At 58.8% G+C, this 12,358-nt stretch carries 10 protein-coding genes; 4 read left to right on the forward strand and 6 right to left on the reverse strand.

Going from position 1 to position 12,358, the window contains the following annotated elements; translation table 11 throughout:
* Positions 1 to 621 precede the first annotated feature (621 nt).
* Both CFR76_RS02925 and CFR76_RS02930 read right to left on the reverse strand, forming a co-directional pair.
* On the reverse strand, positions 622 to 1,035 hold the full coding sequence (locus tag CFR76_RS02925) for a tautomerase family protein (protein WP_025438131.1): 414 nt from the start codon (positions 1,033 to 1,035) through the stop codon (positions 622 to 624).
* A gap of 32 nt (positions 1,036 to 1,067) precedes the next feature.
* The gene (locus CFR76_RS02930; protein ID WP_110555732.1) at positions 1,068 to 2,417 is read right to left on the reverse strand and encodes an aspartate aminotransferase family protein; all 1,350 of its coding nucleotides are present in this window, start codon (positions 2,415 to 2,417) and stop codon (positions 1,068 to 1,070) included.
* A gap of 143 nt (positions 2,418 to 2,560) precedes the next feature.
* Between CFR76_RS02930 and CFR76_RS02935 the strand changes: the two genes are divergently transcribed.
* Positions 2,561 to 3,967, forward strand: a complete 1,407-nt coding sequence (locus tag CFR76_RS02935; protein ID WP_110555842.1) for an aminotransferase-like domain-containing protein — start codon at positions 2,561 to 2,563, stop codon at positions 3,965 to 3,967.
* The gene (locus CFR76_RS17645) at positions 3,964 to 4,215 is read left to right on the forward strand and encodes a hypothetical protein (RefSeq protein ID WP_146222628.1); all 252 of its coding nucleotides are present in this window, start codon (positions 3,964 to 3,966) and stop codon (positions 4,213 to 4,215) included. The genes CFR76_RS02935 and CFR76_RS17645 overlap by 4 nt, the downstream gene beginning before the upstream one ends.
* Before the next feature lie 56 nt (positions 4,216 to 4,271).
* Here the strand turns inward: CFR76_RS17645 and CFR76_RS02940 are convergent, their stop codons facing one another.
* Together CFR76_RS02940 and CFR76_RS02945 are read right to left on the reverse strand one after the other, a co-directional pair.
* Positions 4,272 to 5,726, reverse strand: coding sequence for an aldehyde dehydrogenase family protein (locus CFR76_RS02940; protein WP_244191750.1), 1,455 nt, complete (start codon positions 5,724 to 5,726; stop codon positions 4,272 to 4,274).
* A gap of 3 nt (positions 5,727 to 5,729) precedes the next feature.
* On the reverse strand, positions 5,730 to 7,721 hold the full coding sequence (locus CFR76_RS02945; RefSeq protein ID WP_110555733.1) for an NAD(P)/FAD-dependent oxidoreductase: 1,992 nt from the start codon (positions 7,719 to 7,721) through the stop codon (positions 5,730 to 5,732).
* 204 nt (positions 7,722 to 7,925) lie between these two features.
* Between CFR76_RS02945 and CFR76_RS02950 the strand changes: the two genes are divergently transcribed.
* Together CFR76_RS02950 and CFR76_RS17930 are read left to right on the forward strand one after the other, a co-directional pair.
* Positions 7,926 to 9,818, forward strand: a complete 1,893-nt coding sequence (locus CFR76_RS02950; RefSeq protein WP_244191751.1) for an NAD(P)-binding protein — start codon at positions 7,926 to 7,928, stop codon at positions 9,816 to 9,818.
* Between the two features lie 271 nt (positions 9,819 to 10,089).
* Positions 10,090 to 10,233, forward strand: coding sequence for a hypothetical protein (locus CFR76_RS17930; protein ID WP_167402041.1), 144 nt, complete (start codon positions 10,090 to 10,092; stop codon positions 10,231 to 10,233).
* Between the two features lie 138 nt (positions 10,234 to 10,371).
* On the opposite strand, the gene CFR76_RS02955 is transcribed toward CFR76_RS17930, so the two are convergent.
* Together CFR76_RS02955 and CFR76_RS02960 are read right to left on the reverse strand one after the other, a co-directional pair.
* Positions 10,372 to 10,920, reverse strand: a complete 549-nt coding sequence (locus CFR76_RS02955; RefSeq protein ID WP_110555735.1) for a methylamine dehydrogenase light chain — start codon at positions 10,918 to 10,920, stop codon at positions 10,372 to 10,374.
* Between the two features lie 52 nt (positions 10,921 to 10,972).
* Complete coding sequence (locus tag CFR76_RS02960) at positions 10,973 to 12,130, reverse strand: amine dehydrogenase large subunit (protein WP_244191752.1); 1,158 nt, start codon at positions 12,128 to 12,130, stop codon at positions 10,973 to 10,975.
* Positions 12,131 to 12,358 lie beyond the last annotated feature (228 nt).

A 12,358-nucleotide genomic window follows, 5' to 3' on the forward strand; every position in this document is an offset into this window, starting at 1 on the left:
TTCGAAAGCGCAGCGATACATGTGGCCGCGACGACACACCTGCCGTGGTCTTGCGACCATCATGGCCATACCGCGCATGTCAGTTCGGACAAAAAACGAAAATGGAACAAAAAATTATTTAAAATCAATACTATAATATGGAAATTCAAACAGGTAACAACAATCCGGGCGCACCCTGAATGCCTTTAATCATAGTCCCTTGCCTCACGCCGCGCGATGGACGCTGCCGATTGCATTTAGTGCCAAATAAGCAACATATCCCCGTCAAAAAAAATCATTGATGGCAGCGGACAATTGACTTCCCGATATCAATCTGCCCATCGCAGCGAATGTGTTATATTATACCACATTCATCACAATACATTTCTTTATTGCATGAACCATGTCATGAAGAAATGTATTTACATATACACAGACCAACAGGCGCCATATCTGGAAATTAAAAAATCGTATAGGCGCATTGGTTTTTTGCATGTGATCCCAAAAGACGCCTGACTACGTTCACAGATGTAAATAAAAATAGAATGTAATATTATTTCAAAACATGCATGCGAATGGTTTTTGAAATCATGAAAAAAACAAGGAAAAAGCCGGGCCTTTGTCAGGCCCGGCTGCATCATGTTACGCTGGCGCGCCTGGCAGCGGCAGTTCACCCGTTAGGAACTGTGCCCGGCCCAGGCCGAAGCTCCAGTGTTCATCCTGATTTTCAATAATGGAAACCATCAGGTCGGATGGCGCCAGGCCACAACGGGCCTGCAGTGTTTCCGCCAGCAGCTTGTAGAATGCGGCAATCTGTTCCTTGCCGCGCGGGCGGGAGACAACCTGCAACAGCACGACTTTGGGGGTGCGGGGAATATCCAGCCCGGTATCCTCGATCACCATATGGGTCGGCTCATGTTCGGATACCAGCTGGTAGCGATCACGCACCGGCACCTTGAAGGCTTCCAGCATGGCGTCATGCGCCGCATCCAGCAGGCCACGCAGTTCGGCGGGGTTCCGCTGGCCCTTCACAACGTGAAAATGCAATAAAGGCATGGTATTTCCTTTTTTTATCTGAGACCTGTTACTCAACCCACCTGGGTAATGAGCTTGCGTAGTGTCGAAACCATGTCACGCAGTTCCTGCGCGGTAGAGATGAACGGCGGTCCGAACGACACCGTATCACCAGTGCAGCGCAGCAGCAGCCCGTTACGCAGGCCCGCTTCAAACAGCGCCAGTCCACGCGCACCGGGCTTGCCTTCCACCGGCTTGAAGTCGATGCCCGCCGTCAGCCCGATATTTCGGATATCAGCGATGACATCCAGATCCTTCAGGCTGTGAACGGCATCCTCCAGCACGGGTTCAAGTTCACGCACGCGGGCAACCAGACCTTCCTCGCGCATGACATCCAGCACCACATGCCCGACGGCTGCCGCCATGGGGTGACCGGAATAGGTGTAGCCATGACAGAACTCGATGGCATTTTCCGGGCCGGTCATGAACGTATTGTAGATTTCGTCGGTAACGATCACGCCACCCATCGGCACGATGCCGTTGGTCACGGCCTTGGCGAAGGTGATGATATCCGGCGTCACGCCAAAACGCTGGGCGCCGAAATTTTCGCCCATGCGGCCAAATCCGGTAATGACTTCATCAAAAATCAGCAGGATGCCATTGGCCGTGCAGATTTCACGCAGGCGTTGCAGATAGCCCACCGGCGGCACGATCACCCCTGTTGATCCCTGTACCGGCTCGACAATGACCGCCGCGATGGTGGACGCATCATGCAGGGCCACCAGCCGGACCAGATCTTCCGCCCGGTGCGTGCCCCATGTCGGCTGCCCGCGGGTAAAGGCCATGTGCCTGGGTTCATAGGTATGGCGCAGGTGATCGACGCCCGGCATCATGCCCGCGGCGAACATCTTGCGATTGGACACGATGCCGCCGACCGACATGCCGCCAAAGCCCACGCCATGGTACCCACGTTCACGGCCGATCATGCGGAAGCGGTTGCCCGCCCCCTTGATCCGGTGATAGCCCAGCGCGACCTTCAGCGCCGTATCCACGGCCTCCGATCCGGAATTGGCGAAAAAGACATGGTTCATGCCCTGCGGCGCAAGATCGGCAATCCGTTCGGCCAGCGAAATGGCGCCGGGATGGGTCAACTGGAAGCAGGGCGCGAAATCCAGTGTCTCGGCCTGCTTGCGCACGGCTTCCACAATACGCGGATGGGCATGTCCCAGCGGGGTGCACCACAGGCCGGACAGGGTATCAAATACCTTGTTGCCTTCGCTGGTGGTGTAATATGCCCCCTTGGCGCTGACCAGCGTACGGGGTTCCATATTGGCGCGCAACAGACGGTTGGCGGTAAAAGGCTGCCAGTAAACCCCTTCACGCTCATTTCGGAGAAGGTCCGCTTTTTCTGAATCCTGAGCCATGTTACAATCCTGTTACCGAAATACGTCCCCAATCCCTGGTGCGGAGACGATTCATTCCGTAAATGTAAAACCCAGCCGACATCCTGTATATGTACAATCAGCGCGCACGTCGTGATACTGTACTGATTGGAAACACATCCTCCATGACATCCCCCGCCCCCTTTCCCAATCCGGACCGACGCAGCCGCATGCCCCTGGTCGGCCAGATCGGGCAGGACATTGAAGAGCGCATCCGCAACGGCGTGCTGCGTCGGGGGGAACGCCTGCCCTCCATCCGGCGCATGGCGCGGCAATGCGGGGTCAGCACCATTACGGTCGCCAATACCTACCTGCGCCTGGCGGCCGCGGGACTGCTGGAAAGCCGGGGCACACGGGGGTATTTCGTCACGGGACCGACACCGGAGACACCGCTGTTGCAGCGGTCGATTGATTCGATGTGGCTGCTCCAGCATGCGTATGAGGACGAGGCCCCGGTCATCAAGGCCGGATGCGGCTGGCTTCCGTCCGACATGCTGTTCACATCGGCCGCCCAGCGTGCGCTGGCGGGACTGTCCACCCAAAAGCTGGCAAGCATGCTGGAATACGGCAATCCCTACGGCCATGCCGGGCTGCGGCACAACATCCGCCAGATGCTGGCGCGTCGGGACATCGGGTGTGGGGAAAGCAGCATCATCCTGACACATGGGGCAAGCCAGGCGCTGGAACTGGCTGTACGCTGCCTTTCGACACGGGGCGATACAATCCTGGTGGAAGATCCGGGTTACTGCAACCTCTACCCGGCGCTACAGGCGCTGGGCTTGCAGATCGCCAGCATCCCCCGCCTGCGTGACGGCCCCTGCCCCGAACAGCTTGAACGCGTCGTGCGCCGGTACCAGCCGCGCCTGTTCATCACCACATCCATCCTGCATAATCCCACCGGCACATGCAGCACAACACAGAACATGCGCGATGTCCTGCGCATTGTCCGGCAGAATGATGTAACGGTGATCGAGGATGACATATTCCTTGACCTTGCCCCGAACGGGCAGCAGACGCTGTCACAACTGGGTGGCCTGAAAACGGTTATCCATATCGGCAGTTTTTCCAAGACCATCGGGCCGGGACTGCGCGTGGGCTATGTGGCCTGCGACCCGGATACGGCACAGCGCATCCTGCGCCAGAAAATGGCCAGCAACCTGACCACAGCCCCCCTGAACGAGGAAATTGTCCATAATATCGTAAGCAGCGGACTGTACCATCCCCATCTGGCGCATCTGCGTGAAAGCCTGACACGGGCGCAGGCGCGGGTCTGCACCCGCCTGGAACAGGTGGGCATGCACCTTTATTTCAATCCTGCAGGCGGCATGTTCGCATGGGCGCGGTTTCGGCAGGACATGGACGTGCGCGCCCTGGCGGAACGTGCGTGTTCATATGACATCATGCTTGCCCCCGGCCACCTGTTCCGCCCGGATGAACAGCCATCTCAATGGTTCCGGTTCAATGTGGCCCATGCGGATAATCCGCGTCTTTTCAATTTCCTCGAAGACAGCCACACGAGAGGTGGGCCATGACCGTAGCGGGGTGGCATGCATGCCCTGGCGCGTTCCCTGAGCTAAAGCGGGATATCCCTGCGGAGCAGGCCAGAGCCAGCGGTGCTGGCAATGAGGAACTCGTGGATAAATTCCGCAAGTCAATCAATAATAAAACGGACATGGATCTTGCGTCCCTGCCAATGGGCGACTTCCTGATGCAGGCAAAAGCCAGCAGGCCGGGTAAAATGCCAGACACATTCAAAATATTCCGATATTTCAAACATTGATCGCATTGCATTCATACATGCGGGACAGGCCCTGCCCGCATGTATGAATGCTTTGGTCAGGATGCCGTCCAGTATCCAAGGATCGCCTTGATCTCCATGAAATCACGCAGTCCGTACACGCTGCATTCCCGCCCGTTGCCGGATTGCCCATATCCACCAAATGGCGCGGCGACGGTCCAGGGGGCGCCATTGATATTCACATTACCGGCCCGCAGGTAGCGGGCGACATGCCGCGCATGGGACAGGTCGCCTGACTGGATGTATGCCGCAAGGCCATAAGGCGTGTCATTGGCGATCTGGATGGCGTGTTCTTCATTATCATAAGCCATTATGACCAGAACCGGGCCAAAGACTTCCTCCTGCGCGATGGCCATGCCGGACGTTACATGCCCGAATATGGTCGGGCGCACGTAATACCCGCATGTCAGGCCATCGGGACGGCCCGGGCCGCCACAGACCAGCGTGGCGCCTTCATCCATGCCCTTATGGATCAGCGTCTGGATACGATCGAACTGGAGATGGCTTACAACCGGCCCGAGATCGACCTCCGGGTCCATCGGGTCCCCCACGCGAATGGTGGCGGCCGTCCGACGGGCGATGTCCAGTGCTTCCTCCATCCGGGCGGCGGGTACAAGCATGCGGGTTGGCGCATCGCAGGACTGGCCCGAGTTGCTGAAACACTTACGCACACCCTGCGCCACGGCCTGTTCCAGATCGGCATCAGGCAGGATGATGTTGGGGGATTTCCCCCCCAGTTCCTGATGGACGCGCTTGACCGTATCCGCCGCCAGACGCGCCACCGCAGCACCTGCACGGGTAGACCCGGTGATGGACACCATATCGACCAGCGGGGAACGGGCCATGGCCTCCCCCACTTCGGGGCCGGTGCCGTTCAGCATGTTGTACACACCCGGCGGCAGGCCGGCCTCATCAAGGATTTCGGTAAACAGCAGGGCGCTGAGGGGGGCGACTTCGCTGGGTTTGAGGATAATGGTGCAGCCCGCCGCAAGGGCCGGCGCGACCTTGCAGGCGATCTGGTTCATCGGCCAGTTCCACGGGGTAATCAGGCCGGTAACGCCGACCGCTTCATGGACGATCAGCATATCGTCGCGCCGTTCCTCGAACGGGAAGTCACGCAGCACCGTCACCATTTCTTCCAGATGCGCCATCCCCGCCCAGGCCTGGCTGTCATAGGCACGGGTCAGGGGACTGCCCATTTCCAGCGAAATGGCGCGGGCCATGTCCTTCATGCGCCTTTTGTAAATCTCCACAATCCGTTCCAGCGCCGCCAGGCGCGTGGCGCGATCGGTCATGGACCATGCGGGGAAAGCCGCGCGGGCCGCCCTGATCGCACGTTCCGTATCCCGTGCATTGCCCAGCGTGATCCGGGCGCAGGGCTGCTCGGTCGCGGGATTGATGACATCCATCTGCTCCCGTCCATCCGGCGTGATCCACTGCCCGTTGCAATACATCTGGTGGGCGTACGGCGAAATCGCGCTGTCGCTTGTCATGGCTTATATTTTTCCCTCTTTATGTGTATCGGCGGAATGGCCCGGAACGGTCGGGACGAACGGATACTGGCCCGCATCCAGCAGTTCGGTCACGGCACGATGCGCCTCAAGGAAGGCGGCATCAGTGTGGGGACTGGCCGATGCATCCGAATTGGCGATGGCAATGCGCCCGAACAGTTGCCTGCCCACCACGCAGGGACGGGTATCCGTCTCGGTAAACACCCATTCGGCGGGGTCGTACAGGCTGTTATAGGTATAGGCATACCCATGCGGCCAGCGGTTGACGGTTATGGCGGCGATATCACGGGTGGCGTCAAATCCGCCCGCGCCCAGCACGCGCTGCAACTGGTTGCGGATTTCGTGTTCAAACGTCTCGAATGAAATGCCCAAAAGCATGCCGCGCGCGGCCCGGTACTGCTCCCGCTTTGACAGGCCCGGCACGCTGAATGTCTTGATCATGCGGATGACGATGGGGCGGTCCGGATCGGATGGCAGGGCAAGCCCGCCAAGGGCCATGGGTTCAGCGAGCGAGACCTCATCAAAATACATTCCCGGACAGCGGATTTCACTTACGCCCAGTTTTTCAAATGCCCGCCAGTTACGCAATGCCACATTCACGTAAACAATCGGTCCCTTGACCCCGTAGGCCAGCGCCTTCTTCTGCGTATCAGGCAGCGTCGGCACCAGATAGGGAATGAACATGTTCCAGCACGCCATGACCACCTGCCTGGCCTGCACCTGATGATACTGCGTGGGAGAGGCTTCCCCCGCCGGGGCATACAGGACCGATACGTGCTGCGCCTGATCCGGGGCGCCGTCATGGGCGACATTCATCACCATGCTGCCCAGCCGCAAGCGGACGGCGGAGCCTGCGCGGTCCAGCGCGCCGTAATCGAACGTGGCCGTCGCCATGTCTTCCTGCGTGCGCCCCTTTGTTGCCGCGGGGATGAGGGAGGCAACCAGCAGCCGGGCAAGGGTCGCATTGCCATCGGGGAAATGGACGCTATGCCCGCTTTCCTTCTGCCGCCCATGCTGGCCACCGGGCAGGTCGGCCAGAAGTCCTTCCGGCACGTCCCCCAGCCCCAGACCCGAAAATCCCGGCAGCCCCATTGTCCATGCGAACAGCGCGGGCAGCGTATCGGACCCGACGCAGAAGACGCCGCTGCCCGCCTTGCGAAAAAACCACAGGATGGACGGGTCCACCTTTGCCCATTTGCCAAGGTACTCCGGGTAGGAAATACCGGCGAGAAATTTCTTCTTTTCCGCAACCGAGCGACCATGCAGGTAATCCGGCTGCCGCGCTGAAAGCAGGCGCATGAGATCCGCGCGCGCCCTGTTGCTGAGCGGGGCATGTTGCAGGGCATGGGCATTGAGGCAGTTTTCCGTGCCGGCGGCGCTGCGCACCAGGGTATCGGCATGCCATGTTTCCTGATCGAAAAACAGGCCCGGTCCCATGCCATGGCTGGAATAAAGGGACTCGTTGGCGGCATTTTCCTTCAGGTAGCGATCAAGGTCGACACCGATGTCGTCCAGGACCATCCGTGCCCACTGGTTGTAGCGTTCGGGGGATTCGACCTCCAGCGTACCGCCGTTGAGCACCATCCGGGCGCCATCGACACTGAATTCATTCCGCTTGGCATGCCCGCCAAAATCATCATGGTTGTCGATGATGAGGATCTTTTTGTCCGCTCCCGCATATTTGCGAAAGAAATGGGCCGCCGAAAGGCCGCTCAGCCCCCCGCCCACGATGACCAGGTCATAGACCTCGCCAGTCCTGTGAATCCTGTGGGCCGGAACGGTCCCGTCACGCAGGGCGTGCGCTGCCTCGAACGCCCCGGGGTGGCTGCCGCGCATGCCGGTCCGCGCGGGCGGGTCCACGACGCCCGCCGCCTGCGCCCGCCCTTCCATCGTGCCGACCGCGGCACTGACCAGCACACCATTGATAAAATCACGACGCGTCACCGCAGGCGTGGAAACCGTTGTTTTCCTTGACATCTGGAACAGGACCCTTTGAAGCCAGAACGAAACAGTCCCGCAAAATAATCTTAATCCACAATCATGACCATGCCTTTTCGTTCTGGAAAAAAAACGTTCTGTATCGGGTACGCAATCCGCAAATACAGGCGGTGCAATTCCTGTTTGTTCCGTCAACGAAACATGTTATGCGCATGGGACGCAAACCACACGCATGGACCCGGAATGAGCGACAAATCTCCAGCCGATACCCCAAGGATAACGCGTCGCAACGTGATACAGGGCGTAATCCTGCCAATCATGGCGAACGCCATGCCATCCCCGGCCCAGGCAGCATCACCCGCTGCGGTTTCCCTGAACGAGACAGCCGCATCCTACCCACCGCTGCGCACCGGCCTGCGCGGGCAGTATCCCGGCTCTTTCGAAGTGGCCCACGCGGCGCGCGACGGACTGTTTGCCGGCCCGGTCACCGCAACCGACACGGGTGAACATTATGACCTGGTTGTCGTGGGGGCAGGCATATCCGGCCTGTCGGCGGCATTGTTCTACCAGCGCGCGATGGGACCGGATGCACGCATTCTGATCGTGGACAACCACGACGATTTTGGCGGCCATGCCAAACGGAACGCATTGCAGTACAAGGGCCAGACCTACCTGGGCTATGGCGGGACGATGAGCATCGAAACCCCCTTCCCTTACAGCTTTACCGCAACAACCCTGCTGATGGACCTTGGCATCCGCCCGGACACCTATTCCAGCTACCTGAAGACCAGCCGCCTGAAGGGACTGGAACCGGCTGTTTTTTATGATCGGGAAAATTTCGGCAAGGACCAGTTGGTGCCCGGCTATCATGAAAAAAACTGGGACAGGTTTTTTCGCGATTCACCGCTGGATGATGAAACCCGGACCGATCTCTTGCGGCTGCATACGCAGGCCATCAATTATCTGCCTGACCTGACACCGGATGCCCGCCAGGCCCTGCTGCGCACGATCAGTTACGAAACATTCCTGCGACGTTACGCCCACATGTCGGACGGGGCCATCCGTTTCTTTGCCGGCAAGGCCTTTCGCAACAATATGCGCGTGGATACCTGCCCCGCCTATGATGCGATGAAGGCGGAGGCACCCGGCTTCAACGGGATGGAGGTCACGCATGACACACCGCATGAATCGGCCGTCTTCCACTTCCCCGACGGAAATGCCACGATTGCCCGCCTGCTGGTCGGGCGGTTGGTGCCATCATTTTTTGGCGCCCCGCAAACGGCGGCAAGCATTGTCATGGCGCAGGGAAATTATTCCCGGCTGGACCAGCCCGGTGCGGTACGGATCCGCCTGAACAGCATGGTCGTGCGCGTGGAACATACCGGCGACCCGATCAGGCCGAATGATAACAAACCTGTAAGGGTGGTGTACCAGAAACCGGATGGCACATCCGACACGCGCCATGCGGTCATGGCTGACAATGTCATCATGGCATGCTTCAACAATATCATTCCGTTTATTGTGCCCTCCCTGCCCGAATCACAAAAGGATGCATTGAAATACCCGTCCAAGGTTCCAATGCAATACAGCAGTGTCCTGCTGCGTAATGGACAGGCATTGCGCCGTTGCGGCACCCAGTCCATCTATGCGCCCTGTTCCTACCATACCCGCCTTCTGGTAGACGAACCGGTGGATATTGGCGGATACACGACCAATCCCTCCCCTGATCGCCCGACCATGATCCACCTGCTGCGCAATGCAAATGCCCCTGGCCACCCGCGCAAGGAACAGAACAGGCTGGGGCGACAGGAAATGCTGGCCATGACTTTCCCCGAAATCGAGGCAAAGACCCGCGACCAGCTCCAGCGCATGTTCGGTCCCCTTGGTTTCAACCATGAACAGGATATTGTCGGACTGACCGTAAACCGCTGGCCCCACGGCTATGCCTATACTTACGACACGCTGGGGGATCCATACATGCCCGCAGCCCTGCGCCCCCATGTTATCGGACGGCAGCCTTACGGACGGATCGCCATTGCCAATGCGGATTCCACTGCCGCGGCCTTTACCAATACCGCAATAGATGCAGCCGAACGCGCGGTGCAGGAATGCCTTATCAGTCGTGGATATACCTGATACAGGATAAAGAGGACTGAATAATTATTTTAAAATATAAGAGACTGTTTGAAAAGTCAGTTCATGATAGTGCTTTAAAATTAAAGGAAGTTTTTGGTGAAGCTTTTTGCAAAAGCTTCGAAAGAACGCCGCCTTTTTAAGCAAAAGGCGGCATCCTCCCTGTTTTCAGAATCATTCCGCCAGAAAACTGCTTCATAATTTACGGGATGCTGCGAAAGCAGGCTTTTCAAACAGGGCTGACAGAACACGTCCTGTCTGGTTCCCCATCGTCATGACCGGATCACATTACTATGTCAGGCTTTTATGGTTTTCAGCCGCCGCCTTGCCAGAAAACCTGTCCTTGATCCATGTGATCTGCATGGCAGCAGACTGGATTATGATCGAGTCCATGATCCAGACCCGGCAAGTTCAGTGAAAAACAGCACCGGTCCCTGCAACGGTTGGCGGCCCAAGGCAGGCACGGCCGCGCACGCGGCCGCAACCGAATGGATGACATCGTACGGCGGGAGATAATCCGTTGGCCGTTCCCATGCCCCGCACATGGGGCGGGTACTTATTCCGCCTGCCCGACCAGTGCCGCTGTTGAACAGTGGTACACTGCGGAGGATCCCCCGAAACACCAGATGATGTCATTATTGGCTTGGGGGCGGTAAACCGGCAGTTCCCTGTCTTCCGTATTGCAATGGCAATCCGGCGACGAATTACACAATGTCCGCCCGCAGCAATCCCGATAGGCAATGACGTAAGACCGGTTATCGACAGGGTTACGGCAGGTGCCTATCCACGACACGGGCGAAGGCTGCGTGCCGGGCGGGCAGGTATGCACACCACCGCCACAGCACCCGCACAGCACTCCGTCAATGGCGCAATGCCGCCAGTAATCGCATTTTGTCGGGTCGGTGGACTGGGCGCGGCGGTCAAAATCCGAAACCGCAGCCGGTTGCGCCTGCGCCGCCTGCGCGCGCTGAACGGGCAGGAGCGGCAGGGAAGACGTCACCACGGCAGCGCTTCCCGCCTTGGCGATCATGCTGCGACGGGAAATGCCCTGTGCCATTTTCCGCGTCAGCTTTTCGCCCAGCCTGTCAAAAAAGGATTCAGTCATGACCAGTATTTTCCAAACCAAGGGGGACAGTATGAATTAAACGGGAATTGCCTTACGGCGGCGTGACGGTCATGGCGCCTGCGTCAATATGGGTATTGCGCAGGGTCTTCCCGCTCTGCAGGTCGATGACCATCAGGTTTCCGTTTTCCCCGTTGGCATACAGCAATGGTTTCTCGTCCTGACTGACCGCCACCACCTTGGCAGGCGCCGGCAGGTCGATGCGGCGTACCAGGCGATGGGCCTGCGTATCGAGTTCCCACACCTCGGTGCCTGCCGTCTTGTGGGTCCAGTACGTGCCTGTATGCATCAGGGCGAACAGGTGGTGGTTGTAATAGGACATGGCAAACGGCTGCGTGCCGCCCGGACGCCATGCCAGTTCCTGCACCCCGGTCCCGGCAGCGGGCTGGCCCGCCGCCTGCTGGATTGACCATGCCGGTTCGATAACCGGCTGCGGCCCCAGATGCGCCTTCATGACCTTGCCGCTATAGGTAATGAAATAGGCATCGCCCTTCGCGCGTTCCGCCAGGCTCTGTTCATAAACCGGGTCGCCATCCGCGCTGAAAAACGGTTTGGAATGGGTAACGCTGGCCTTGCCGTCCGTGCCCACCGCCACATTGGTCAATGACCCATCGCCACACAGGCTGGAAAATCCACCGCTCTGCCATGGAAAGACCAGCGCACAACCGGGAATATCCACCGTGCGGACTACCCTGAACGCGGACAGGTCGACAACAGTCACCGCGGATGCGGGGCTGAGGTCGAATATGAACCCGAGCTTCCCGTTGGCATCGACATCGAAATTCTGCTGCTTGCGCCCCACCAGCGCGCGCGGCGGCAACGCCAGTTCGCGCACGCGTTCCAGCGTGCGGGCATCGAACTGCTGCAACATGTCATGCCGGTCGCCATGGTCGACAAGCGACCATGACGTCTCGGTTACATAAATGGTCCGCCGGTCAGGCGTGATGACATTGTTGGCCAGCGGCGTTGCGGGAATCGTGCCCAGGACATGACCGTTATCCCCATCATAAATGGTGATCGCCGTTGTCCTGGTATAGGGAAAGACCCAGTGCGCCCCCATTGCCGGAAGCTGCGCTACATCGCTCTGTTCCGCCTGCAGGGCAGGCGACGGTTCGGCAGCCTGCGCCACGGCGGGAGCGGAAACCACGACAGATGCGACCATGGCCGATACATGCCGAAACCAACCTGTCATGCATTTCCTCCATCAAGATTTCTTACGATACAAATATTATTGCGAAGTCACAATATGTAAGCCAGCATACCCGATATTACAAATTACGGTGCGGCATGCGCCCGGGCCGCCACGCAGCCCGTATGCCATGGATGCCTGCATCGCGGATTCCGGCAGATAAACATGATTCGCCATGGCTGCCTGTCCGGTACGGGCCGGTATTGCATGGGGCGCCGCGTCGTGCCTGTT

This window comes from Komagataeibacter swingsii (assembly GCF_003207895.1).
GTDB classification, from domain to species: Bacteria; Pseudomonadota; Alphaproteobacteria; order Acetobacterales; family Acetobacteraceae; genus Komagataeibacter; species Komagataeibacter swingsii.